We start from the raw sequence: 25,561 nt of genomic DNA, 5'->3' as shown, positions 1-25,561 counted from the left end.
CTGCCAGGCTCAGGAAAACCTGAGCCTGCTTTACCCCTGACTTCAACCCCTGACTTCAACCTCTGATCTCAGGCCTGCATGGTAATATCCGCTTCAATCAGCACCCAGCCGTTACCATCCGGATCATTGAAAGTCGCGAAACGCCCTCCCATTAAGGTCACAATTTCTGACAGACTGACCCCCCGGTTGGTGAGCTCATCGTATGTCGAGGTAATATCATCAGTATGCACCACCAACCCCTGAACAGAACCTGCCCGCATTCCCCCAAATGGCATAACCAGACTAATGGTCGTCTCTGCGCCCTTAGGTGCCAGCTGTATCCAACGTTTATGGCTATCTGCCTTGTGATCCCTGATCAACTCAAATCCCAGTGCATCCCGGTAAAATAAAAGAGCCTGGCTTTGGTCCGATACAGGAATCGACACAGTATCAACCCGCGAAATCGGCATGTATCTCCTCCCCCTCAAGCTACACTTTTCTAGCTTAAATCAGAGCTGTTGATTTAGCTCAAAAAATAAGCAAGCAGTTTGATGGCATACTCCGCCTCTGAGCCGGTTTCCCAATGCTGAGACATCGCAGATAGCTGGCTGCCTTCGGTGCCTCCCCCTAAAAAACCATCTTCCGCTGACTTTCCCATTACCCGCATCATTTAACGCCAACCCGCACAGCCGAAACCAGATTTCGCACCAGTTCCTACCGTTTGCCCGCTTCAACTCACTTTCCTGAAATAATGCGACTTCAGGCTGGATCTCGGCCCAGGTAAAGTGGCGTTTTTTTGAACAAGATGGCTTGCAGATCCCTGTTGATAGGAGGATAGTTCCTCTATGGTAGGTTGTTTTTTGCCCACTATAGTCTGATGTGTCAGCTAAATTTTTCAGCAAAACCAACCACTCACTAAAGCAAATTAATTAGTTAGGTCTAGTCTTAGTTATGAGGGATGTGAAAGATTATTGATTTCGTCCTTTCTAAATGATTGAAGAACGATTCAGGGGGCATACCATGAGTATTTTTGACCACTATCGTCATCGCTATGAAGAAGCCAAGGATGAAGAGCTTTCATTGCAAGAATTCCTTGAGATTTGCCGTAACGATCGCAGTGCTTACGTAAACGCCGCAGAACGTCTTCTGATGGCCATTGGTGAACCGGAAATGGTAGATACCGCGAAAGACCCACGTCTGAGCCGGATATTTTCCAACCGCGTCATGTCACGCTATCCAACGTTTGAAGACTTCTATGGTATGGAAGAGGCCATTGAACAAATTGTTTCTTACCTGAAACATGCCGCTCAGGGCCTGGAAGAACGTAAACAAATCCTCTATCTGCTGGGTCCGGTAGGTGGCGGTAAATCCTCACTGGCTGAAAAGTTAAAAAGTCTGATGCAAAAAGTGCCCATTTATGTGCTGACTGCTAACGGTGAACGCAGTCCGGTAAATGACCACCCATTCTGCCTGTTCGACCCGCTTGAAGACGGCGAAATTCTGAACAAAGAATTTGGCATCCCTCATCGCTATCTGAATAACATTATGTCGCCATGGGCAGCGAAACGCTTGAAAGAATTCGGTGGTGATATCACCAAATTCAAAGTGGTGAAAGTGCGTCCATCCATTCTGCATCAGGTAGGTATCGCGAAAACAGAGCCTGGTGATGAGAACAATCAGGATATTTCATCTTTGGTCGGTAAAGTGGATATCCGTCAGCTTGAGCATTTTGCCCAGGATGACCCGGATGCCTACAGCTACTCAGGTGCGCTGTGTAAAGCCAATCAGGGCATGATGGAATTCGTGGAGATGTTCAAAGCACCGCTGAAAGTGCTGCACCCACTGCTGACCGCCACCCAGGAAGGTAACTATAACGGTACAGAAGGTCTGTCCGCCCTGCCTTTCGATGGCATTATTCTGGCTCACTCCAACGAATCAGAATGGCAGACATTCCGGAACAACAAAAATAATGAGGCGTTTCTCGATCGTGTTTACATAGTGAAAGTGCCTTATTGTCTGCGTGTGTCGGAAGAAATCAAGATTTACGAAAAACTACTGATGAACAGTGAACTGGCTAACTCGCCATGTTCTCCGAGTACGCTGGATATCCTGGCCCGCTTCTCAGTGCTGTCGCGCCTGAAAGAGCCGGAGAACTCAAGCATGTACTCAAAAATGCGGGTGTATGACGGTGAAACCCTCAAAGACACGGATCCAAAAGCCAAGTCTTATCAGGAATACCGCGATTACGCCGGTGTGGATGAAGGCATGGCTGGTCTGTCGACCCGCTTCGCGTTCAAAATCCTGTCTCGGGTGTTCAACTTCGATCACTCTGAAGTCGCCGCGAACCCGGTTCACCTGTTCTATGTTCTGGAACAACAGATTGAGCGTGAACAGTTCCCGCAGGAAAATGCCGAGAAATACCTGGAGCACCTGAAAGGCTACCTGATTCCCAAATATGTCGAATTCATCGGCAAGGAAATTCAGACCGCTTATCTGGAGTCCTATTCTGAGTACGGCCAGAACATTTTCGACCGTTATGTCAGTTATGCGGACTTCTGGATTCAGGATCAGGAATACCGCGATCCGGAAACAGGACAGCTGTTCGACCGCGCTGCATTGAACAACGAGCTTGAAAAAATCGAGAAGCCTGCCGGTATCAGTAATCCGAAAGACTTCCGTAACGAGATCGTCAACTTTGTATTGCGTGCACGTGCCAGCAATGCCGGTAAGAATCCGAACTGGACCAGCTACGAGAAACTGCGCACGGTTATTGAGAAGAAAATGTTCTCAAATACCGAAGAGTTGCTGCCTGTCATCTCGTTCAATGCCAAAACCTCTACGGAGGAGCAGAAGAAGCACGACGATTTTGTCGCCCGTATGATGGAAAAAGGCTATACCCGCAAGCAAGTACGTCTGTTGTCTGAATGGTATCTGCGCGTACGTAAATCATCGTAATTGATGGATGATGATCAAGGGGGAGAGCTTATGGCGCACTTTATCGACCGCAGGCTCAACGGCAAAAATAAGAGCACAGTGAACCGGCAGCGTTTTTTACGCCGGCACAAGCAACAGATCAAAGATTCTATTGCTGATGCCGTCAATAAACGCTCCATCACTGACGTGGAAAGCGGAGAGAGCATTACTATCCCTTCCCGCGACATACGTGAACCCTCGTTCCATCAGGGACGAGGTGGGCAGCGAGAAATCGTCCACCCTGGTAACGATCAGTTCAGCCCTGGTGACCGCATTGAGCGGCCCCAGGGGGGAGCCGGTTCCGGTGGGGCCGGCGAAGGTCAGGCCAGCCCTGATGGCGAGGGACAGGATGACTTTGTCTTTCAAATCTCTAAAGACGAGTATCTGGATCTGTTGTTTGAAGATCTCGAACTCCCTAATCTGAAGAAAAATCAGTTCAACAAACTTGTTGAGTGGAAAACCTTCCGCTCAGGGTTTAAATCTACCGGGGTACCGGCCAATATTGCTATTGTCAGATCCCTGCGGAATTCACTTGCCCGTCGTACCGCAATGACGGCAGCAAAACGTCGCCAGTTACGAGAGCTGGAACTTGAACTCGACAGATTACAAAGCACAGAACCGGCACAGCCGTTTGATGAACAACGTGTGAAAGAAGAAATACAGACACTGCGTGATCGCATTAGCAAAGTGCCATTTATCGATACCTTTGACCTGAGATACAAAAACTACGAACGTCGCCCCATGCCCAGTAGTCAGGCAGTGATGTTCTGTCTGATGGACGTATCAGGTTCCATGGATCAGGCGACCAAGGATATGGCGAAACGCTTCTATATCCTGCTTTACCTGTTCCTGACACGAACCTACAAAAATGTGGAGGTGGTTTTTATCCGCCACCATACACAGGCTAAAGAAGTAGACGAACACGAGTTTTTCTATTCCCAGGAAACCGGGGGCACCATAGTATCCAGCGCATTGCGGCTGATGGATGAAATCATTAAGAAGCGGTACTCCCCTTCAGAATGGAACATCTATGCCGCGCAGGCTTCAGATGGCGACAACTGGGCGGATGATTCCCCTGGCTGCCGTGAGTTGCTCGACAAGCATATTCTGCCGGTTTCGCGTTATTACTCATACATTGAAATCACCCGTCGGGCTCATCAGACGCTGTGGCGTGAATATGAGTCCCTGTTAGGCAATCATGAAAATTTTGCCATGCAGAACATTCGCAGCGTAGAAGACATCTTCCCGGTATTCCGAGAACTGTTCAAAAAACAAGTCCATTAATCCTAAGGTGCGGGGCGACTTAAAAACTCGCCCATCTGCAATCTACACTTAAGGGACAGCGCTGATTATTGGCCGACGCGCATCAGGGGAGTGGGTTATGGAAACAGAGATCAAACAAAAGGCACTCAGTGATGGTCCGGACTGGACATTTGAACTGCTTGATCAATACCACATGGAAATCAAGCGGGTGGCCAACCATTACCGGTTAGACGCCTACCCTAACCAGATCGAGATCATTACTGCCGAACAAATGATGGATGCCTATTCCAGCATCGGCATGCCGATTAACTACAATCACTGGTCATTCGGAAAGCGCTTTATTGAAACGGAGCGTGGTTACAAGCATGGTCAGATGGGGCTGGCGTATGAAATAGTGATCAACTCAGATCCCTGTATCGCCTACCTGATGGAAGAGAATACTATCACCATGCAGGCCCTGGTCATGGCCCATGCCAGCTATGGCCATAATTCATTCTTTAAAGGCAACTACCTGTTCAAAACCTGGACGGATGCCAGCTCAATTATTGATTACCTGCTGTTTGCTAAGAAATATATCTCTGAATGTGAGGAAAAATACGGTGATGTGGAGGTTGAAAAACTGCTCGACTCCTGTCATGCACTGATGAACTACGGCGTTGATCGTTACAAGCGCCCGCAAAAAATCTCGCTGGTTGAAGAAACCGCCCGTCAGAAAGCACGGGAAGACTACCTGCAAACGCAAGTAAATGCTCTGTGGCGCACTATTCCGGCGCAAGCGGAAAAGGATCTCCATAATGAAGAAATCCGTTTTCCTGCTGATCCACAGGAGAACATTCTGTACTTCATTGAAAAACATGCCCCGCTTCTTGAGCCCTGGCAGAGAGAAATCGTGCGGATTGTGCGCAAGATCAGCCAATATTTTTATCCTCAGAAACAGACCCAGGTCATGAATGAAGGCTGGGCGACGTTCTGGCACTACACCATTCTGAACCACCTCTATGATGAAGGGCTGGTAACTGATCGCTTTATGCTTGAGTTCCTGCACAGCCACACCAATGTAGTTGCGCAGCCAACCTACAACAGTCCGTACTATAGCGGCATCAACCCCTATGCCCTCGGGTTTGCCATGTTCCAGGACATACGCCGGATCTGTGAACATCCCACCGAGGAAGATAAGTACTGGTTTCCTGACTTTGCCGGTAAAGACTGGCTGGATACTGTGCATTTTGCAATGGAGAACTTTAAGGACGAGAGTTTCATCAGCCAGTTTTTATCACCCAAACTGATCCGTGATTTTAAATTCTTTGCCGTTGATGACGATGACAGAAACAACTATGTGGAAGTCAATGCTATTCACAATGAAGAAGGGTACAGAGCTATTCGGGAAAAACTGTCGTCACAGTACAATCTGAGTAACAACGAACCGAACTTACAAGTATGGAACGTGGCATTACGTGGCGACAGGTCGCTCACACTAAGGTACGTGCCGCATAACCGGATACCTTTGTCAGACAGCTATAACGAGGTGCTGAAACACCTTCACCGTCTGTGGGGATTTGATGTCATTCTCGAAGAAGAGCTGAGTGATGGCAGATGTCATATTCTGTCGACCTGCCCTAACAGAAGCAGCAGTTACTCTTCAGAGCTCTGAATTAAAATCTTGCGCAAAAAAAGAGAGGCATTACGCCTCTCTTTTTCATTCACACGGTGATAAGCAGCAGATTACTGCTCTTCTTCGTGCAGATAGCGTGCAATTTCGATACGGTGACTGTACCAGATAGCTCCGCTGTCGCGACCGTATTTTCGAATACGATCTGCTACCAGCTCTGACTGATGATTATCACAATATGACTTCAGATCACGATAATATGCCAACGCCAGCTCACACGCTTCACGGTTCATGAAGTAATACCCACCCACTCGGGTGTAAATCTTACGCAGACCGTTGATTGTCAGAACATACAGGATGTTACCTGAGTGGGTAGCCATTCCCTGAAACATGCGGTAATCAAAATAATTGAAGGCGCGGGCACGGCAAATCTGCTCACACAGCTCCGGCTGTTCCTTACCATATTTATCCACAATTTTTCTGACTTCCAGCAGCAGCTCAGGCTTTACCTCACAGCTTTCCACGAAAGACTCGAAGCTGCTCGCAGCCAGTAGAGATTCGCAGGAATGGATAACATAATCCAGCAACTGGCTGACTTTTTCGCTGTTAGATTTCACCGCATAGCGCATGTAAACGGTGCTGATATCGGTACGGGCAGCCAGCAAATCTTCCAGAACGCGCTGAACATCCTGGCCATCCAGTGTAATAAGGGTATCCAAGATACTCAGTCCTGAAGTATCCATATAATTATTTACCCGGGTTGGCTTACCGTGTTGAATGGTCAGCCATCCATCACGTGCCAAACGCTGCAGCACTTCCCGTAAAGTTGTACGTGTCACACCAATCAGCTCTGATAATTCACGCTCTGCAGGTAAGATTGAACCCTGCGGAAAATGATTATTCCAGATACTCTCAATGATGTATTTCTCAGCAAATGTTGCTGGGCTATCAGCCTTTATAACCATCAGTTAGTATTCCAAACTTGCTTCTTGCTTATCTTTTATAAACTCATCATACCACTAGTTATCGCTGAGTAGAAACCTTGCCTCCGGGAGTTTTGAAGTAAGTTAACAAAGGTGCAATATCCTGCAATCAAACCCTCATCCCAACTTATTGTTCTGGCAGATTTATTTCTAACCATTTCTGGTACAATCTCTAAGTCGTAGTCCATGGTTTGGATTTACACTCTATTTTTGTGTTACGAAATATTAACACCTTAACAAACAATTCATACAATCGGTTAAAATTGCGACCCGTAAATAAGGGGAGTCAGCAATGACAATTCCCCGGAAAGGAAGCGATTTGTCATCAAAATATCAGGGCTTTCAATGACTCGGAAACATTCTGGGCCAGGGCTGAGGTACGCCTGCTGTTTTGTTAACGCCCATAAATAACACAGAGATCAAAAAAATGGCTATCACGCTAGGGAACGCGTTTATTAAGAACTTTCTGGGTAAAGCGCCCGACTGGTATAAACTCACGATCATTGCCTTCTTGGTGATCAACCCCATCGTTTTTTTCTTCATCGACCCTTTTGTCGCTGGCTGGCTACTGGTTGTTGAGTTTATCTTCACTCTGGCAATGGCACTGAAATGCTACCCGCTCCAGCCTGGTGGTCTGCTGGCCATTGAGGCTGTCGCCATCGGCATGACGACACCTGAACTGGTCAAACATGAACTGGTCGCCAATATTGAAGTCTTGCTGCTGCTTATCTTCATGGTGGCGGGTATTTACTTTATGAAGCAGCTGCTGCTGTTCATTTTCACCAAGATATTGATAGGCATCCGCTCAAAAATTCTGCTGTCACTGTCTTTCTGTGTCATGGCAGCCTTCCTGTCGGCATTTTTGGATGCCCTGACTGTGATTGCCGTTGTGATCAGTGTGACCACAGGTTTCTACAGCATCTACCATAAAGTCGCCTCCGGTCAGGAGCCACATGCGTCTCACGACCACACTTCCGACCATGCCATTCAAGAACTGAGCCGCGATGATCTGGAAAACTACCGGGCCTTCCTGCGTAGCCTGCTGATGCATGCTGGTGTGGGTACCGCTCTGGGTGGTGTCATGACCATGGTCGGTGAACCGCAAAACCTGATCATTGCCAATCAGGCGGGCTGGCAGTTTGGCGAATTCTTCCTGCGTATGGCGCCTGTAACCGTGCCGGTTTTCTTTTGCGGCCTCATCACTTGTGCTCTGGTCGAAAAGTTTGGTTTGTGCGGCTACGGCGCCAAGCTTCCTGAAAACGTACGCAACATTCTGATCGACTACGATAACGAAGAACGTAAGCGTCGTACCAATCTGGATATCGCTAAACTCTGGATTCAAGTCATCATAGCCGTCTGGCTGATTGCCGGTCTGGCCCTGCATTTGGCTGCTGTCGGCTTGATTGGTCTGACCGTGATCATCCTGGCTACTGCGTTTACCGGTATCATTGAAGAGCACTCTTTGGGTAAAGCCTTTGAAGAAGCTCTTCCATTCACCGCTCTGCTGGCCGTTTTCTTTTCAGTCGTGGCAGTGATCATTGAGCAAAAACTGTTCAGCCCTATTATTACTGCCGTACTGGAAATGGATGGCAGTGCGCAAATGGGGATGTTCTACATTGCCAACGGGCTGTTATCCATGGTGTCGGATAACGTTTTTGTCGGTACTGTCTATATCAATGAAGTAAAATCAGCGCTGATCGACGGCATGATTGACCGCGAACGCTTCGACATGCTGGCCGTAGCCATCAACACAGGCACCAACCTGCCATCGGTCGCGACGCCAAACGGTCAGGCTGCGTTCCTGTTTGCACTGACATCGGCATTGGCACCGTTGATCCGACTGTCATACGGACGCATGGTCTATATGGCACTACCATATACACTGGTCTTGTCTCTGGTTGGTCTCGCAGGTATTGAGCTGACGCTGCTCCCTATGACGGAGTGGTTCTATCAAAACGGTTGGTTGTCCGCCGCCAGTGAAGCCATTCCACAATTGGCACCGGTAACTGGACACTAACGGGAATTTCTGGTTCTCTAGGTTGTCATAGCTTAAGCAAAACACTGAGTAACAAGGGGTTGTCGACTTTTGCGTTTACAGCCCCTTCGCTATATCTGACCGAGAGAATTTCATGCAGATGTTAAAAACCTTCAGCCAACGCCGTCTGTCGTGGCTACTGTTGTTAGTTTTCGCCGTCTTCTTCGAAGGCTGCGCCCTGTTTTTCCAGCACGCGATGAATCTGGCGCCCTGCGTCATGTGTATCTATGAGCGCATTGCGATGTTTGGGATTGGTATTGCAGCTCTGGTTGGCCTGATCGCGCCTGAGGTGAGTGTTGTTCGCTGGTCCGGACTGGCGCTATGGGGATACAGCGCCTGGCGTGGTCTGTCTCTGGCACAAGAACATGTCGGCTATCAGTTTAACCCCTCCCCATTTGCTACCTGTGATCTGTTCGTAAAACTGCCTGCCTGGGCACCACTGAATCAATGGGCACCCTGGTTATTCGAAGCTTACGGTGATTGCAGTAAAGTGGTATGGCAATTTCTGGGACAATCCATGCCGCAATGGCTGGTCATCATTTTCGCGGCTAACCTGATTGTCTGGGCTGTCATCGTGCTAGCTCAGTTTGTTAAATCAACCTCAAGCCGATATTGACAACACAGGAGGCACTATGCCTCCTGTGTTCCGTCACTGCTTTCGGCCACAACACTGCTTAAACTTTTTCCCGCTGCCGCACGGACAAGAGTCGTTGCGGCCAACCCCTTTATATGGGTTGATTGACTGCGCAGAGCTTCCCCCTTGCTGTAACTCATCAGCAGCCATTACCACCTCTGAAATCATAAAAGGCAGATTGGCATACAATGCACTGGGTTCTGGCATACCGTCGACGCCGTCATCTGCCATTTGAGTCAGCGTACCAGCCTCATCAAGAATTAGCATACAGGTCGTCAACAAGGCCGACAGCATTCTGCCGGTGCCATCGGAAATGGTTTTATTTTCCCAGTGCACTGCCACATACGGCCAAACGGCCAGAAAGCCTTCGGCAAAATGCCCCATGGCCTCTGATACCCCCTGCGCTTCCTGCCACTTCATATCCAAGGGAAGACTGTACTCGCCGGATTTTATGGCCAGGTATTGGTGCTCAAAATGGGCCAGTATGCTGGCTCTGTCTTGCTGACTGATGGTCACTGGCTCATCTTCTGCCAGGCCACCGTTAACCAGCGCGGGCAGCCAGTTATCAGGCTCCATTGCAGCAGGGCTTGCATTTGCAGCAAGTAAAGCGCCTTCAATAAAGGCCGGCGGCATGCCTGCCCAGTCATCAGAGAGCGTGATCAATGTGGTCATGGTGTTTTCCTGTTTGTTGTTACCGGCGAGTATAACGCAAACGGAAAAGGCCGCAAATGTGACGATTTGTTGTTGAAATTTCATTCAAAACAACGCCAAAATGGCCTTAACGCTAACAGCTGTGGGTAACAAAGATGCAAAGAGAGGTCAGCGCTATTATTGCAGGAGCTACCGGCCTGGTGGGCAACGAGCTTCTGCACCTGCTGCTCGGTAACGGCACCATGGAAAAGGTATACGCACTAACCCGTGTCGCATTGCCCTACCGCAGTAAAAACCTGGTGCAGATAGTGCATCCTGAATTACGTATCACAGAATGGGAAGATACCGATCCCGTCCCTGAACTTGGCTTTATTTGCCTGGGCACCACCAAAAAGTCTGCCGGCAGCAAAGCCGGGCTTGAAGCCGTAGATGTAGAGCTGGTCAAGTCGGTGGCGCGCAGTATGTTACAGCTGGGCGTACAGCACCTTGTTGTCATCTCCAGCCTGGGTGCCACGCCCTACTCCCCTTCCTTCTATCTGCGTTGCAAAGCGAAAATGGAGCAGGCACTGAGTGACATGGGCTTCAGCCATTGCATCTTCGTACGTCCGGGGCCGCTGAGCGGTGAGCGCTCAGAATCACGGCAAGATGAAGTGCTGTTGCAAAAGGGCTTGGAACTCGCGCAGCCTTTGCTTATCGGCCCGCTTTCGCACCTTGTCCCCATTCCGGCCGAAGACCTTGCCCTCACCATGCTGAATCTGGCAATCAAGGCGTTAGAGCTACCGCCCACCTCTGCGGAAATTCACAGCGGCAATGCGCTAAGACGACAGGCTGCAGATACTCAGCGCCCTCAAGCCTGACAGATACTGAGCAAAAGGTGACAAGCCAGCTTAACCACACTACAATCTCGCCTCTTTAACTGAACTACAGTAATCTGAGGCTATGAGACTGATACTTGGCCCGATGGAAGGTGTGCTTGACCACCTGATGCGGGAAATGCTCACTGAAATCAATGACTACGATCTGTGCGTGACTGAATTTGTCCGCGTGATCGACCAGCGCCTGCCCAAAAGTGTCTTCTATCGTCTGTGCCCGGAATTACTGCAAGGTGGAAAAACCCTGTCAGGCACACCTGTTCGTGTTCAGTTACTCGGACAAGATCCGGACTGGATGGCCGAAAACGCTCATCTCGCGGCTTCGCTGGGCTCTCCCGGTATCGATATCAACTTTGGCTGCCCGGCAAAGTCAGTCAATAAAAGCCGGGGAGGTGCGGTATTACTGCAAGAACCCGAGCTGATGTATCAGATCGTCAAAGCCGTCCGTGATGCGGTTGACCCGCGAGTGCCAGTCTCGGCCAAAGTCCGTTTAGGCTGGGATGATCCGGGTCACTGCTTTGAGATCACCGATGCGGTTTCGCAGGCCAAAGCGGATGAAATCACCATTCATGCCCGCACCAAAACCGATGGCTATAAAGCCGAGGCGATAAAATGGGATTACATACGTCAGGTAAAACAGACAGCACAGCTTTCAATCGTAGCGAACGGTGAAGTCTGGAACCATGCCGACGGGCAAGAGTGTATGAAAGCCACGCAAGCCGATGCTCTGATGGTGTGTCGCGGCGCGCTCAACCTGCCTAACCTGGGCAATGTAGTCAAATATAATCACCCCCACATGGTATGGGAGACGGTGCTGGATCTGCTGCTGAAATATTCCGGTTACGAAATCAAAGGGGATAAAGGCTTGTATTACCCAAACCGTGTCAAACAGTGGTTTGCTTACCTTCGCCACGAATACCCGCAAGCCAAAGCTCTGTTTGCTGATGTCCGCCGCCATAATAAGGCCGCTCCTATTGTCGAAGTGCTGCAATCTGCAAAAACGCAATTGTTACGGCAAGCCTGCTAGTTGCAGCGCAACTGACACAAAAACGTCATAAACAACACTTAGGCTTGAAACATGGAGAGCCTTGAATAAGTGGGACTTAGAATGAAAGTGTTGTTTATCAGCCGTCACAATACTTGCCGAAGTATCCTTGCGGAAGCTGTCGCTAAACGTTTTTTACCTGCTCATTTTCACATCGCCAGTGCAGGCTCTGACCCAAAAGGTGAGTTGCCTGCATTCATACACACTTACCTCAGCGCAATGGGCCTGAATCCGGCTGATTACCGAAGCAAGTCCTGGGAAGAGTTTTCACGGTTCCATCCTGATATTGTGATTTCTGTCGGCGATAGCCAGCATGGCGAACCTTGTCCGAACTGGCTGGCAGACGGCATACGGGTGAGCTGGGATTTACCCAATCCCTTGACGCTCAGCCAAGACCCTAATGAGCAGGAAAAAGCCTGTGAACAAACCGCACTGCTGCTGAAACATCACGTCGATACACTGAGCACACTAGCGATAGACAGTCTCAGTGCGGAAGAGATAAAGACAAAGCTCAGCCAAACCGCCTTGTAGCGCGTCGAATGTCATTTCATCCAGCTAAGTCGGCGTCAGACTGCAGGCAACGGACACTAGCGATTCGGGTGATTCAGAATGTGGTCCTCCCAGTCGATAACATCAATTTCGTACACGACTGTATCGCGGACCGACTGATTTGCCGCATGCATGGCGTCTTTGGAGCCGGTAATTAACGGGTGCCATTCCGGCAAGGGCTGACCTTCGGCCAGCAGGCGATAGGCGCAGGTGTCCGGCAACCAGCTGAACTCATCAATGCGCTCACGGGTAAGCTTGAGGCACTCTTCGCCCGATTCAAACCGGTTGGCATAGTCTTTACATGAACAGGTTTGGTCATCAAGTAAACTGCAGGCAACATTAGTGTAATAAACTTCATCGGTATCATCGTCGATAAGTTTATGCAGACAGCATTTACCGCAGCCGTCACACAGCGATTCCCACTCTGTATCTGTCATTGCTGTCAGGTCTTTCTCTTGCCAAAATGCTGCCATCTCTGTGCCCCAATATCATGCGTTATTCGCCCTCTTATTGTAGGGATAAGAGGAAACAAGGCGGTGTTATAGCTGTCTGCCCGGCAAAGTGCAAGCCTCAGTCCGGATTTCCTTTCTTTGGCAGGCACACAACAGCCGCAAAGGTTGATTCCCGATACTATGGGTGATAATTTGCGCCACCAGCGTGAACGGCCAGTGATACTGGCCGGAATCACGAACGTGTCCACGAAGTGTCACTGTTGAATAAGACTGCCAGATAAGTATAGAAGGTTGGAATGGATTGTCGTTTAGGCTGCGGAGCCTGTTGTATTGCCCCGAGTATTTCTTCCCCCATTCCGGGTATGCCTGATGGCAAACCTGCCGGGGTGCGCTGTATTCAGCTAAACGACAATAATCTGTGCAAGCTTTTTGGCAAGCCGGAAAGACCGGCAGTATGTCATCACTTCAAACCCTGTCCGGATCTCTGCGGCACCACCAATCAGCAAGCGCTGTTCAACCTGGCAGAGCTGGAGCAGATCTCAGACGTTCACTTTGCCGGATAATATTCGCAAGGCTGATTTGGCATGCTCTAATGCCTGATGGCCCGAGCTGGTCAGATAGCCGCCATCGGGTTGAGTGACGAGCCCTTTATCATACAAACGCTGTGCGGCAGAGATCATCTCAGAACTCGCGTCATGATTAACCTTGATCCCCTCCATATCACTGTGCATCGGGAACTTAACCAGCAGATTCAATTCTTGTACTAACTCTGGTGTCAGGGGCATAGCGACCTCTCCTCTTAAGAACTTATCTCCAAGCATAGTGAGAGAAACCCAAAGTCGCTGCGGTTTAGATCAAAACAACAGTAATTATCTGAAAAAAAAGAAAACCGCTTACCCCTCTCCGGGCTAAGCGGTCTATGAAACGCTGAGTTTCTAAGGGTCTTTATACCCAGTCTGTCAGGCTTGAATACCGACAATCAGCCAAGGTGCATTCGGTGCGCTCAGATCACGCTCCAAATGCCAGATATCAGAGATATCTTCTTCTACCCCTTCATGGCTATCTTTGTAGCGTCCTGCAAACTTCACGCTCAGATGAGCGGTATTGGCATTGTAATCAGCACGAACCAGCTCTGCATCAACGTACATCACTTCAGTGTGCTGCTCGCCATCCAGCTTGTTACGCTCTGCTTTTAAGTCTTCAAACAGTGCCGGGCTGACATACTCACGGATGGTTTCCAGCTCATTGTAATTCCAGGCGCCTTGCAGTGTGCGGTAATGCTCACGAGCACCTTGCAAAAAAGCATTCATGTCAAAGCCAGGAGGCAGATTGAACGGCACATCACTATCGGTTGCGCGATACTCAGGCTGTGCACTCGCCGCACCGGTAAATGCATCCGCTTGCTGACGGTGCTGTGCCTGGGGTGAGTCACCGGCATACGCCTGCTGATGCCCCATTGCCGTCGGCTTGGTTTTGCGCATGCCTTTGAGGAACTTGAAAATCAGAAAAGCGATCAGGCCAAAAATCAGGATATCCATAAACTGAATACCTTCAAATGCCCCACCGAAGAATGCTGCCAGCAGTCCACCGGCAAGTAATCCGCCCAGCAGTCCGCCCATCAAGCCTTTTTTGCCGGCTGATGCCGTTGGGTTCTGTTTACTGATCGTATCTGTTTGCTGCGGTTGCTGTTTTTGCGCCGGAGCTGTTTTAAAGCTCTTGCCCAAAGATTTACTGCCACCAAACTTTTTCGCTTCTGCGTGCGGAGCAGTGAAAGACACAGCCACCAGTAACGCGAACATGGTTATATAGCGTTTCATCAATCCTTTACCTTTGCCTATAAAATGCAATCCTTATGCATCCTAGCTGGGGGGATGGTAAAGTCAATCAGGTCTGTCGGCCAAATTGTTACCAAATTTAGCAGGCTCGCCGAATATGCTCCCTGTAAACCATTACACTTTTCAACAACAAGCTGACATCACTTCATAGCCAACAATGCGATCTTCTACGGCTAAGCTAATGAAATGGCTTGTTACTTTGTGTACATCCCACCTAGTATTAGGCAAGACCTACTTATCTCAATTCGCATACAGTGAGGCAATCACCATGCATGAAGCGACGCATCAGAACACACACAGTAAACTGATAGGTTATTTGCTTTGGATTTTTGGCTTTACCGGTGCCCACCGCTTTTATTACGGCAAACCTGTGACCGGCACACTGTGGTTCTTCACTCTGGGTCTGTTGGGCATTGGCTGGCTGATCGATCTGTTCCTGATCCCCGGCATGGACAAAGAAGCGGATCTTCGTTTCCAAAGTGGCGAACTGGACTATAACATTGCCTGGTTGCTGCTTACCTTTCTGGGTGTCTTCGGCGTGCACCGTATGTACATGGGAAAATGGATAAGCGGACTCTTGTATTTACTGACGTTTGGCTTTTTCCTGATTGGTGTTTTGATTGATTTCTGGACCCTGAATGAGCAGGTTTCGGTCAAAAATGCCGAACGCCGTTAATACAGGTAACGTTAATACAGGTAAATAGAGACATTCTTGACCCGGAAGTTTTGTTGCCCATAGAATATTGAACATTGTTCTATATTCTATACTTTTTATAGCACACGCAGCCTGTGCTATAAGGCAGCCAGCAAACTGTCCGGCCTTTTATTTGTGCTTAGCGCACCATGTAGGGAAGATCATGGCAAGACGAAACGATCACACGCGGGAAGAGCTCATCAGCATGACACTTGAGCAAGTCAAAAAGTTTCTCAGCGAGCACCCCCATCACGAACTCAGTTTACGTAAAGTGGCCGCAATGATTGGCTATGTGCCCAGTACCTTAGTCAATGTGTTTGGCAACTATAACCTGCTGTTACTCCATGCTGTTGCCCAAACCATGGATGAACTGTTTGCTGAGGCTGAAAAGCAGTTGCAGCAGTCAGAGTCTACAACAGACGCACTGCGCAAACTTGCCTACTGCTATCTCAATTTTGCGGTGGATAATCCTTACCGCTGGCAGCTGATTTTCCAGCACACCATGAATGGCGAGGAACTGCCTGAGTGGCAGAATGAACGCATCAACAACATGATCAACATGCTGGAAAGCCTTATCCGCCAGCTCATCCCCGACCAATCAGAAACCGCGGTGATGGAAGCCAGTCGTGTCTTGTGGGCTGGCGTGCATGGCATTACCCTGCTGACCGTTGACGATAAGCTCTTCACCTCAACGCCCGTTGACGGAAAAGCGCTGATCGACAACCTGCTGGACACTTACCTGAACAATTGGCAGGTATGAAGGAGTCCAGCCAGATGAGTCATTCACAATCCGCTTTACTGACCCAACGCCGTTTTCTCCCTTATTTCATTACCCAGGCGCTGGGTGCATTTAACGACAACATTTATAAAAATGTTCTGCTAATTCTGATCGCTTTTGCAGCGCCGGGCACTTTGCCATTTGAGTCCGATTTCATTATCAACCTGGCCGCCGGTATCTTTATTTTGCCTTTCTTTTTGTTCTCGGCGTCTGCCGGTGTTCTGGCTGATTCCTATGACAAAGCCAGCATCATGCGAAAAGTGAAAATGGCTGAAATCATCATTATGGCTATGGCGGCTGTGGCTTTTGTGGCAGAAAATTATACCGCCTTACTGCTGCTGTTATTCCTGATGGGCTCGCAATCGGCTTTCTTTGGCCCGGCCAAGTATGCCTTGTTGCCTCAGCACCTGAAAAAGGAAGAACTGGTTTCCGGCAATGCGTTGGTTGAGACAGGGACATTTCTGGCCATACTGATCGGTACCCTGCTTGCGGGGATCATTGCCGATCAGCAAGCAGCGAGAACCATAGCGGCAGTGGCTGTGGTATCGTTCGCTGTCTTAGGCTATGCCAGTTCGCGTTATATCCCTGCAGCCAAGCCCTGCGGTGCAGGTCAGCGGTTTCGCTGGCAGCCGATCAGACAAACCCGCAAAACGCTGTCTATTGCAGCAAAAGATAAAGTGGTGTTGCAGTGCGTGCTGGGGATCAGCTGGTTCTGGTTTCTGGGGGCAAGTTATCTGACCCAGTTTCCCAACTTCGCCAAGTTATACCTTGGCGGTAATGCCGCTTCGGTTTCAGTATTGCTGACCTTGTTTTCCATCGGTATCGCTATCGGCTCACTGCTGTGCGACCGCCTGTCTGGCCATCGTATCGAGCCGGGCATCGTTCCGCTGGGCTCACTCGGCATCACCCTGTTTGGTGCAGACCTGATGTTCGCGACCCCTGATATAGCGCCAGTGTCAGACTCACTGTGGGCCTTTCTGACCCAACCGGATCTGATTCGGGTGTTCTTCTCACTGACCATGCTGGGTGTGTCTGGCGGTATCTATATCGTGCCACTGTATGCCATGATGCAAAACCGCGCCGAACCGTCGGAGCGGGCGCAGGTGATTGCGGCGAACAATATCTGGAATGCCATTTTCATGGTCGTCAGCTCAGTGACCGCGATCGTTTTCCTGTCAGTACTGTCTTTGTCGATACCGCAGTTCTTCCTCTTCCTGGCGGTTCTCAATCTGCTGGTGCTGGGGTATATCTACCTGCAGGCGCCCGATTTTTTCTGGCGATTTATCATTTGGATTGTCAGCCACACCTTGTACCGGGTAAGCCACCAGCAGTTGGAGAACATTCCGAAGCAGGGCGGTGCATTAATTGTCTGCAACCATGTCAGCTATATGGATGCCTTGCTGCTGGCCGGTGCCTGCCCTCGCCCGATACGCTTTATCATGGATGAGGACATATTCAAATTGCCACTCATTAAAGCCTTCTGCAGCGCCTGTAAAGTCATTCCTATTGCCGCAAAAGACAGGCGATCTATTCAAAAAGCTTTTGAGGAAGTGGAATACTATCTGTCTCAAGGCGAATTGGTGTGTATCTTCCCTGAAGGAAAGCTCACCCATGATGGAGAAGTCGGGCCTTTCATGCGGGGTGTGGATCTCATCCTGAAACGCTCCCCTGCGCCTGTCATTCCGATGGCACTGCAAGGTTTGTGGGGCAGTTACTTCAGCCGTGAAGGCGGTAAAGCCTTGCTGAAGTGGCCGAAACGTTTCTGGTCGCGTGTGACTATTGTCGCCGGGACCCCGGTGAATGCGCAATCAGCCAATAGCGCGGCTTTACGTGAGACCGTTATTGCGCTGCGAGGCGAATCTCGCTAATACACTGACAAAACGGAAAGTGCGTGGTTTTGCGCTTTCCGTTTTTATCCTGCCTTAAAAATTTATACAGAATAATCCACCAACATATAAATCAATAACAATCATTAAAACCAGCCATTATCCAGTGAAGCCGAGATATCATCGGCCTCACACCTCACAGACCACTTTTCACTCTTTTAGTTTATTATTCTGATAAACATTAAAATTACGCCCCTTCACATAATTTTTTCCTGCAAACCCTTTATCAAAAGGTGGCATTTAGTGTAATTTGTGGGAAATGTTCACTTTTTCGCAGGATGACCACATGCACAACATCGGGATGTCTACCAAGCTCAACAATGTTTGTTATGACATAAGGGGTCCCGTTCTTAAACATGCCAAGCGCATGGAAGAAGAAGGCCACAAAATTCTTAAGCTCAACATTGGCAACCCCGCCCCATTCGGTTTTGATGCTCCGGATGAAATCCTGGTGGACGTGATCCGCAATCTGCCAACCTCACAGGGTTACTGCGATTCAAAAGGCATTTACTCGGCACGTAAAGCCGTAGTGCAGCATTACCAGAGACGCGGCCTGCTGGATTTAGATGTCGAAGACGTATATATCGGCAATGGCGTATCCGAACTGATCGTCATGGCGATGCAGGCACTGCTGGATAACACGGATGAAATTCTGGTTCCTGCACCCGATTACCCGCTGTGGACTGCGGCCATATCCTTGTCTGGCGGCAATCCTGTGCACTATATCTGTGATGAAGAATCAGACTGGTATCCGGACCTTGACGACATTCGCAGTAAAATCACCCCGAAAACGCGCGGGATTGTGTTGATCAACCCGAACAACCCAACCGGTGCTGTCTACAGCCGTGACTTTTTGCTGGAAGTGATTGAAATCGCCCGTCAGCACAAACTGATTATCTTTGCCGACGAAATTTACGACAAAATTCTCTATGACGGCGCCCAGCACACTTCTATCGCACCACTGGCAGAAGACGTGTTCTGTGTCACCTTCAATGGTTTGTCTAAGTCTTACCGTGTCTGTGGCTTCCGCGCTGGCTGGATGTTGCTCTCAGGGCCACGCCACGTTGCCAAACGCTACATCGAAGGCCTGGATATGCTGGCCTCAATGCGTCTGTGTGCCAACGTGCCGATGCAGCATGCAGTACAGACAGCTTTAGGTGGCTACCAGAGCATTAACGAGCTTATCCTGCCTGGTGGTCGCTTGCTAGAGCAGAGAAACAAGGCCTACGACATGATTACGCAAATTCCCGGCGTGTCATGCGTGAAACCTAAAGGTGCCTTGTACTTATTCCCTAAACTGGATCAGAAGAAGTTCAACATTGTCGATGATCAGAAAATGGCACTGGACTTCCTGCAGCAAGAGAAAGTACTGATAGTCCACGGCACAGGTTTTAACTGGAAAAAGCCGGATCACTTCCGCATAGTGACATTACCCAGGGTTGATGACCTGGAAATGGCCATCGGTCGTTTGGAGCGATTTCTTCACGGTTACCGCCAATAACTGGTTATTGGCAATAAACCCTTCAGTATGTATCGCAAAGCCCCGGTTCTCGGGGCTTTTGTTGTTTCCTAGGCTGCAAAAAATCTGTTAGGTTTAAATAGCAGTCTGATCAATGTGGAAACATCATGAAAACCAGCCATTTTTTTGCTCATCTCGCTCGTATGAAACTGATTCAGCGCTGGCCGCTTATGCGCTGCGTGGCAACTGAGAATGTCTCAGAACACAGCCTTCAGGTGGCTTTTGTCGCCCACGCTCTGGCATTGATCAAAAACCGCCACTTCGGTGGGCAGCTAAACCCTGAACGTATCGCCCTGCTGGCCATGTTTCATGATGCCAGTGAAGTACTGACAGGCGACATGCCAACACCGATCAAATACTTCAACCCGACTATTGCAGAAGAGTACAAAAAGATTGAACTGGCCGCCGAGCAAAGGCTGCTTTCTATGCTCCCCGACGAGTTTCAGGCCGACTACGCCCCTTTGCTGGTCAGTGATGCCATCGACCAGCAGGACTACCACATAGTCAAGCAGGCTGATACCTTGTGTGCTTACCTGAAATGTCTGGAAGAGCTCAGTGCCGGCAATCACGAATTCACACAGGCCAAGAAACGTCTCGAAGAAACGCTGGAAGAGCGAAAGACACAGGAAATGAGCTATTTCCTGAAAACCTTCGCCACCAGTTTCAACCTAACTTTGGATGAGATCAGTTAATGCCTTTACCCAGTGACCCAAGCACCGCTCTGTGGCAAGCAAGAAAGAGTCAGGAGCACAAGGAAAGACGCGATGATCACCGTACTGCCTATCAGCGTGATCGCGCCAGAATTCTTCACTCTGCGGCCTTTCGCCGCTTACAGGCCAAAACTCAGGTCCATGGCGCCGGTCACCACGACTTTTACCGCACCCGGCTGACCCACTCGCTGGAAGCTTCCCAAATCGGCACCGGCATCGTGGCTCAGCTGAAAATCAAGCAGCCCGAATTTCGCTCGCTCTTGCCCTCAAACAGCCTGATGGAAAGCCTGTGTCTGGCGCATGACATCGGGCATCCGCCGTTTGGCCATGGTGGTGAGGTAGCGCTCAATTATATGATGCGTGATCATGGTGGCTTTGAAGGCAATGCGCAGACTTTCAGAATTGTCACATTACTTGAGCCCTATACCGAAAAGTTTGGTATGAATTTATCACGCCGCACTTTGCTCGGGCTGCTGAAATACCCGGCTTTTATCCGCGATACAAGAGCCACAGAGCAACCCCCTGAAGTCATCGACTTCCGGCATTTGCGCGCCAAAGACTGGCAGCCCGCCAAGGGAATTTACCGCGACGACAAAGAGACCTTTGAGTGGGTGCTGTCTTCTCTTCCAGAGCAAGACAGGGAGCTGTTCGGTATGATGCGCAGCGAGCGGCATTCTCCCACTCAACACCTCAAAACACGCTTTAAGTCTTTAGACTGTTCCATCATGGAACTTGCCGACGACATTGCGTATGGCGTGCACGATTTGGAAGATGCCATCGTCATGGGCATAGTGACACAGAAACAATGGGAAGAGGCTGCAGCCAGCCAGTTACTGCACTGTGGGGAACCCTGGCTGGCTTCTCGGACGGAATGGCTGAGTCAGCAGTTGTTTGCCGATCACCATCAGCGCAAAGATGCCATTGGTGCTTTGGTGAATGCCCTTATCACAGCGATTGAGATTGGCCCGACAACCGCCGAAAATGCCCCTGCATTCAGCGAACCACTGCTAAAATGGAACGCCTACCTGTCGGCCCCCATGGAAAGCGCCCTGACAGTACTGAAGCAATTTGTCAGCGAGTACGTGGTCCATAAACCGGAAATTCAGCTGCTTGAGTACAAAGGGCAGCAGATCATCATGGAAATGTTCGAGGCTTTCACCTCTGATCCCGAGCGGTTGCTGCCGGCCAGTACACGCGACCGCTGGCGCACAGCCATCCATCATAGTGAAAATGAACAACGGATCATTGCTGACTATATTGCCGGGATGACAGACGGGTTCGCCCAACGTCTTTATAGCAACCTGTTTCAACCTGCCAGTGAATGGAAAATAGGGCCTATTGTTTAAGGCTGCTTGCCATAATGCCGTTCGAACAGTCCGGGCGGCATCTGGCTAATCTGAAAATCAATCATCTTTTCAAACGCAGTCACTAATGGCAAAAAACGCTGGCTTTCGCCTTCAAGCTGATTCAGGGCGTGAAAGGCCGCTTCAACGGTTGATAACCCTGATTGTTTGGGTGATTTTCGAATCCGGTAATTCCCCGCGGGTACATCATCAAGGCACACGCACGGCAAGGCTTGCAGGTTAGCTGACAAGCGCCACATTTTATACGCCTTCTTCCATGTACCATCCAAGAGTATTAATGTCGTCAGAGGAAGCGAATTTGATGCAGCCCGACGGGAAAGCGGCACAGCCTGCTCATCCGGATAGAGCACCGCAGCATGGCGATCAGGGTCAGCCAGCAGGCTATTAATTTCCTCATGCCGGCTGAAATCTTCACCTACCCATAAGCGCGCGTTTGGCAGCGATAAGGTCAGAATACGGGCCGTACCGAGCGGCCGGCTGACTTCAGACGGGTGTTGCAATATCCAGAGTTCAGTTCTAGCATCAATTTTTTCAATCCACTGGCAAATGCAGGCATTGCCTGCTTTACCGCAATCTTCACAGTATCGGCTCATTGAGGTGCCCTTGTTATCACGATCTCTGCTCCTGTCTCTGCTGGCAACCTGTCTTTTTTGTGTCGCAGCACAGCTTGCACCACTTCATGCACTGCTTGAATGGCAGCGTCCACTCATTGAAGCCGGGCAATGGTGGCGGATCCTAACAGGAAATTTCACCCACACCAATTGGGCCCATCTCGGCATGAATGTTTCAGGTCTGCTGATAATCGGTTATCTGTTCCGGTTTTACCTGACTGCAGGGCGCTTCGGGCTGTTACTAGCCTCGTTAAGCTTGATTGTAGGCCTGTCTCTGTTTCTTACCAAGCTGGACGGTTACGCAGGATTGTCCGGCCTGTTACATGGGGTTTTCATTTGGGGAGCCTGTCAGGATATTCGCACACAGCGTGCTGGTGGACGGTTATTGCTGATAGCCGGTATCCTAAAAATCAGCTGGGATTTGTATAGCGGAGGGTCCGCTGAAACTGCGTCCATGATTAAAGCACAGATTGCAGTGGAAGCGCATCTTGCAGGGGCTGTCGGTGGCTTCTTGTTAGCCATGCTGCCACCTGCTTTCAGGTTATCAGCATCACCCGTTAAATAATGCAGGTTGCAAGGGGCGCATTGCACCCCTTACAAGATAGTGGCGTTTCAGTCTTCAGCTCATCAGAGCTGAATGCGATCGCGGTTTTTGTCTACAGTAGAGGCGCCAATGCCTTTGACCTTACTCAGATCCTCGATAGTGGCAAATTTCCCATTCTGCTCCCGGTATTCAATAATGCTCTGAGCTTTATCCGGACCAACGCCTAATAGTAGCTTATCCAGTTCCTCAGCATTGGCACTATTGATATTAATTGTTATTTCAATCCCTTCATGCTTATCGGACGCATCCACCACTCCAGGTAAGACAACGCTCGACGCCAGCAAAATTAATGCAAATGTGTTTTTCATTTTTTCTCCTTGGTGTTAATTCAGCACAAGGATAATCATTTTTAATCACACAATAATGCTCGCCAGAATATGACAAGATAAAAAAACGACGGGCCGCACAAAGCGGCCCGTCTATTATAATTATCAATTACATTTAGTTTGCAGATGCATCCAATACCGGATAGGTCACTTCTGCATCAGCGCGCAGAACATCAAGTAAAGCGGCTACATCCTGCTGAGCATTCATCTGAGCAACCTGTTCGGCCAGTTGCCCATTCACGCTGGCCGAATCAATCTCAGGCTCAATCACTTTATCCAGCGCAATCACAACAACATTGCCCTGCTGGTCATGAGTCACACCATAGACCGACTTACCCGCTTCAGGTTTTGCCATCGCAAATGCTTCTTGTGCAATCACAGGATCGCTGCCACGACGACTGATAGTCTGAGGTTCAGAAAAGCTCAGTTCATACTGCTCCAAAATGGCGCTATCACCATTACGCAATGCAGCAAGAATCTCATCAGCCTGCTTCTCAGCCGCTTCTTCACCACGCTGGGCTGCCATTATCTCATGCACCTGAGCAGCAACCTCCTCAAACGGTAGCAGTTGTTCAGGGCGAGACTCATCAACACGCACAACAATGATATGCTCCGAACCCAATTCAATGACTTCAGAATTCAACCCATCTTCACGTACTTCCGCATTACCTAGCGCCTGGACAACAGCAGGTGAAGCCAACACGCCCTGGGCATTGTTAAGTGCGAAGAAGTCAGTCTTCTGTACTTTAGCATTGACCGCTTTAGCCGCATCATCCAATGAATCCGGTATCTCGAAAGCAGATTCCGCCAGTTTGGTCTGCAGCTGATAAAACGCTTCAGCCGCTTTTTGTTCACGCAGATCCGCTAACAGGCCGCTGCGAACCTCGGCAAGAGGCTTGGCAGTAGGTGCTTTGACCGCTTCCAGCTGAATGATGTGATAGCCAAATGAGGATTTCACTACGCCAGACAGATCGCCTTGGTTTTCCAAAGCAAAAGCCGCTTCTTCAAACGCAGGGTCCATCACACCACGCTCAAACCAGTCCAGCTCACCACCCTGTTTCGCACTAAAAGTGTCATCCGATTTGGAGCTTGCCAGCTCGGAAAAATCCGCTCCCTGGTTCAGCTCGGCAAGAATCGCTTCCGCCTTTGACTGGGCCTCTGCATCGTCACCCTGAATCAGAATGTGGCGAACATGGCGCTGTTCAGGCGTCGAGAACTTAGTCAGGTTATCCTGATAATACGCATTCAGCTCATCATCACTGACATCCATGGTACTTTTCAGTGTATCGCCAGACAGCTCAATATAAGCAACTTTCACTTGCTCCGGACGTGTAAAGGCTTCCGGGTGCTGCTCATAGTAATCTTTGCTGTCGCTTTCTGAGATCTCAACAGTTTCCTTAAACGTATCTAGGTTCAGGGTCAGACTGCGCACTTCACGCTGTTGTTGCTCCAGTTGCTGCAACTGAGTTAATTCGTTATTCAATGCAAAATCACTGCCCTGAATAGCGCTCAGCAGCTGCTGACGCAGCATGTCGGTACGCATGTACTCGGCAAATTGATCAGGCGTGAAACGCGAGCGACGAAGCAAAGAAGCATACACTTCGTTGTCAAACTTACCGTCACGCTGAAACTCAGGCATTGAACGGATTGCTTGCTTCACCTGATCATCACTGATACGTAAGCCCAGCTCGTTAGCACGTTGCTCAATCAGCGCATCGTTCACCAAACGGTCTAGCACACTGCGACGAAACTGCTGAACATAGCCAGGGTCACCCATCAGCGTAGAAAAATACTCTCCCAGCTGCGACTGCATACGGTTACGTTCGTTCTGGTATGCCTGCTCGAACTGATTCTGGCTGATTTCCTCGCCGTCAATCTTTGCCGCTACAGGCTGATTAGAATTTGCCAGATAACTGCCTACACCGGCAAAGACAAAAGAAAATATGATTAGGGAGAGAATAATCTTCACCCAAATGCTGCTAACGCCTTCGCGCATCCGCTCCATCATAACGTGCCGTATCTCCTAGTTGTTCGAGCTGGCAATAACTGTTGATTACGATTCTGAAGAATCACAATCTGTTCACCCTGATACAATGTAAAAAAAGCGCATCAGATATGATGCGCTCTCGTGTTACGCAATAATGCCACTATATGACAAGAAGCGTAAGGTTTTGTTCATTTCAACTTAC

Annotated in this window: 26 protein-coding genes; 16 read left to right on the top strand and 10 right to left on the bottom strand. The window is 49.5% G+C overall.

The annotated features are described in order from the left end of the window. Positions 1-68: 68 nt before the first annotated feature. Both L6J37_RS02700 and L6J37_RS21290 read right to left on the bottom strand, forming a co-directional pair. Positions 69-449, bottom strand: coding sequence for a VOC family protein (locus L6J37_RS02700; RefSeq protein WP_027252827.1), 381 nt, complete (start codon positions 447-449; stop codon positions 69-71). Positions 450-502: 53 nt separating this feature from the next. Then, positions 503-637 carry a hypothetical protein gene (locus L6J37_RS21290; protein ID WP_269093339.1) on the bottom strand — a complete coding sequence of 45 codons (135 nt, stop codon included), beginning with the start codon at positions 635-637 and terminating at the stop codon, positions 503-505. A gap of 362 nt (positions 638-999) precedes the next feature. Between L6J37_RS21290 and L6J37_RS02695 the strand changes: the two genes are divergently transcribed. The 3 genes from L6J37_RS02695 to L6J37_RS02685 all read left to right on the top strand — a co-directional run bounded on the left by L6J37_RS02695 (position 1,000) and on the right by L6J37_RS02685 (position 5,866). After that, a complete protein-coding gene (locus L6J37_RS02695; RefSeq protein WP_192015122.1) occupies positions 1,000-2,934 on the top strand; it encodes a PrkA family serine protein kinase in 1,935 nt (644 codons plus the stop codon). Positions 2,935-2,964: 30 nt separating this feature from the next. Continuing rightward, the gene (locus tag L6J37_RS02690) at positions 2,965-4,236 is read left to right on the top strand and encodes a YeaH/YhbH family protein (protein ID WP_192015121.1); all 1,272 of its coding nucleotides are present in this window, start codon (positions 2,965-2,967) and stop codon (positions 4,234-4,236) included. A gap of 97 nt (positions 4,237-4,333) precedes the next feature. After that, positions 4,334-5,866: a SpoVR family protein gene (locus L6J37_RS02685; protein WP_237794061.1), complete on the top strand. Its 1,533-nt coding sequence runs from the start codon at positions 4,334-4,336 to the stop codon at positions 5,864-5,866. Between the two features lie 71 nt (positions 5,867-5,937). Here the strand turns inward: L6J37_RS02685 and fadR are convergent, their stop codons facing one another. Then, a complete protein-coding gene (fadR, locus tag L6J37_RS02680; RefSeq protein ID WP_192015119.1) occupies positions 5,938-6,789 on the bottom strand; it encodes a fatty acid metabolism transcriptional regulator FadR in 852 nt (283 codons plus the stop codon). Between the two features lie 445 nt (positions 6,790-7,234). Between fadR and nhaB the strand changes: the two genes are divergently transcribed. Then, positions 7,235-8,824: a Na(+)/H(+) antiporter NhaB gene (gene nhaB / locus L6J37_RS02675; protein WP_192015118.1), complete on the top strand. Its 1,590-nt coding sequence runs from the start codon at positions 7,235-7,237 to the stop codon at positions 8,822-8,824. A 112-nt stretch (positions 8,825-8,936) separates the two neighbouring features. Then, complete coding sequence (gene dsbB / locus L6J37_RS02670; RefSeq protein WP_192015117.1) at positions 8,937-9,458, top strand: disulfide bond formation protein DsbB; 522 nt, start codon at positions 8,937-8,939, stop codon at positions 9,456-9,458. A 33-nt stretch (positions 9,459-9,491) separates the two neighbouring features. On the opposite strand, the gene L6J37_RS02665 is transcribed toward dsbB, so the two are convergent. Then, positions 9,492-10,148: an SEC-C metal-binding domain-containing protein gene (locus L6J37_RS02665; protein ID WP_237794059.1), complete on the bottom strand. Its 657-nt coding sequence runs from the start codon at positions 10,146-10,148 to the stop codon at positions 9,492-9,494. A 134-nt stretch (positions 10,149-10,282) separates the two neighbouring features. Here L6J37_RS02665 and L6J37_RS02660 point away from each other — a divergent pair, with 134 nt between their 5' ends. The 3 genes from L6J37_RS02660 (at position 10,283) to L6J37_RS02650 (ending at position 12,575) form a co-directional block, all read left to right on the top strand. Beyond that, positions 10,283-10,984, top strand: coding sequence for an NAD-dependent epimerase/dehydratase family protein (locus L6J37_RS02660; protein ID WP_218382877.1), 702 nt, complete (start codon positions 10,283-10,285; stop codon positions 10,982-10,984). A gap of 82 nt (positions 10,985-11,066) precedes the next feature. Continuing rightward, positions 11,067-12,026 carry a tRNA dihydrouridine(16) synthase DusC gene (gene dusC / locus L6J37_RS02655; RefSeq protein ID WP_218382875.1) on the top strand — a complete coding sequence of 320 codons (960 nt, stop codon included), beginning with the start codon at positions 11,067-11,069 and terminating at the stop codon, positions 12,024-12,026. Positions 12,027-12,107: 81 nt separating this feature from the next. After that, positions 12,108-12,575: an arsenate reductase/protein-tyrosine-phosphatase family protein gene (locus L6J37_RS02650; protein ID WP_237794058.1), complete on the top strand. Its 468-nt coding sequence runs from the start codon at positions 12,108-12,110 to the stop codon at positions 12,573-12,575. A gap of 56 nt (positions 12,576-12,631) precedes the next feature. Here the strand turns inward: L6J37_RS02650 and L6J37_RS02645 are convergent, their stop codons facing one another. Beyond that, positions 12,632-13,066 (bottom strand): YcgN family cysteine cluster protein, encoded by a 435-nt coding sequence (locus tag L6J37_RS02645; protein ID WP_192015112.1) that lies wholly within the window; start codon positions 13,064-13,066, stop codon positions 12,632-12,634. Positions 13,067-13,341: 275 nt separating this feature from the next. Between L6J37_RS02645 and L6J37_RS02640 the strand changes: the two genes are divergently transcribed. Continuing rightward, a complete protein-coding gene (locus L6J37_RS02640) occupies positions 13,342-13,608 on the top strand; it encodes a YkgJ family cysteine cluster protein (RefSeq protein WP_237794057.1) in 267 nt (88 codons plus the stop codon). Here L6J37_RS02640 and L6J37_RS02635 read toward each other — a convergent pair. Next, positions 13,585-13,830, bottom strand: coding sequence for a TIGR02647 family protein (locus L6J37_RS02635; protein ID WP_192015111.1), 246 nt, complete (start codon positions 13,828-13,830; stop codon positions 13,585-13,587). The genes L6J37_RS02640 and L6J37_RS02635 overlap by 24 nt on opposite strands. Positions 13,831-14,004: 174 nt before the next feature. Further along, entirely contained in the window at positions 14,005-14,862 is an 858-nt protein-coding gene (locus tag L6J37_RS02630; RefSeq protein WP_192015110.1) for a Tim44 domain-containing protein, read from the bottom strand. 286 nt (positions 14,863-15,148) lie between these two features. Between L6J37_RS02630 and L6J37_RS02625 the strand changes: the two genes are divergently transcribed. From L6J37_RS02625 to L6J37_RS02600, 6 genes are all read left to right on the top strand, one after another. Next, entirely contained in the window at positions 15,149-15,556 is a 408-nt protein-coding gene (locus tag L6J37_RS02625) for an NINE protein (protein ID WP_027252841.1), read from the top strand. Between the two features lie 181 nt (positions 15,557-15,737). Next, positions 15,738-16,334 carry a TetR/AcrR family transcriptional regulator gene (locus tag L6J37_RS02620; RefSeq protein ID WP_161446525.1) on the top strand — a complete coding sequence of 199 codons (597 nt, stop codon included), beginning with the start codon at positions 15,738-15,740 and terminating at the stop codon, positions 16,332-16,334. 14 nt (positions 16,335-16,348) lie between these two features. Then, a complete protein-coding gene (locus tag L6J37_RS02615; RefSeq protein WP_192015109.1) occupies positions 16,349-18,220 on the top strand; it encodes an MFS transporter in 1,872 nt (623 codons plus the stop codon). Positions 18,221-18,524: 304 nt separating this feature from the next. After that, positions 18,525-19,739, top strand: a complete 1,215-nt coding sequence (locus L6J37_RS02610) for a pyridoxal phosphate-dependent aminotransferase (protein ID WP_192015108.1) — start codon at positions 18,525-18,527, stop codon at positions 19,737-19,739. 125 nt (positions 19,740-19,864) lie between these two features. Continuing rightward, the gene (gene yfbR / locus L6J37_RS02605; protein ID WP_046218758.1) at positions 19,865-20,449 is read left to right on the top strand and encodes a 5'-deoxynucleotidase; all 585 of its coding nucleotides are present in this window, start codon (positions 19,865-19,867) and stop codon (positions 20,447-20,449) included. Beyond that, positions 20,449-21,813 (top strand): anti-phage deoxyguanosine triphosphatase, encoded by a 1,365-nt coding sequence (locus L6J37_RS02600; RefSeq protein ID WP_237794056.1) that lies wholly within the window; start codon positions 20,449-20,451, stop codon positions 21,811-21,813. The genes yfbR and L6J37_RS02600 overlap by 1 nt, the downstream gene beginning before the upstream one ends. On the opposite strand, the gene L6J37_RS02595 is transcribed toward L6J37_RS02600, so the two are convergent. After that, positions 21,810-22,424 (bottom strand): tRNA-uridine aminocarboxypropyltransferase, encoded by a 615-nt coding sequence (locus L6J37_RS02595; RefSeq protein WP_237794055.1) that lies wholly within the window; start codon positions 22,422-22,424, stop codon positions 21,810-21,812. The genes L6J37_RS02600 and L6J37_RS02595 overlap by 4 nt on opposite strands. Before the next feature lie 10 nt (positions 22,425-22,434). Between L6J37_RS02595 and rrtA the strand changes: the two genes are divergently transcribed. Next, a complete protein-coding gene (gene rrtA / locus L6J37_RS02590; protein WP_237794054.1) occupies positions 22,435-23,007 on the top strand; it encodes a rhombosortase in 573 nt (190 codons plus the stop codon). 62 nt (positions 23,008-23,069) lie between these two features. On the opposite strand, the gene L6J37_RS02585 is transcribed toward rrtA, so the two are convergent. Continuing rightward, the gene (locus tag L6J37_RS02585; RefSeq protein WP_027252848.1) at positions 23,070-23,354 is read right to left on the bottom strand and encodes a ComEA family DNA-binding protein; all 285 of its coding nucleotides are present in this window, start codon (positions 23,352-23,354) and stop codon (positions 23,070-23,072) included. 133 nt (positions 23,355-23,487) lie between these two features. After that, entirely contained in the window at positions 23,488-25,380 is a 1,893-nt protein-coding gene (gene ppiD, locus L6J37_RS02580) for a peptidylprolyl isomerase (protein WP_237794053.1), read from the bottom strand. Between the last annotated feature and the right edge of the window lie 181 nt (positions 25,381-25,561).

This window comes from Photobacterium sp. WH77 (assembly GCF_022014395.1).
In the GTDB taxonomy this organism is placed as follows: domain Bacteria; phylum Pseudomonadota; class Gammaproteobacteria; order Enterobacterales; family Vibrionaceae; genus Photobacterium; species Photobacterium arenosum.
Note: the sequence above shows the minus strand (reverse complement) of the source record. Positions and strands in the feature narration are given on the sequence as shown.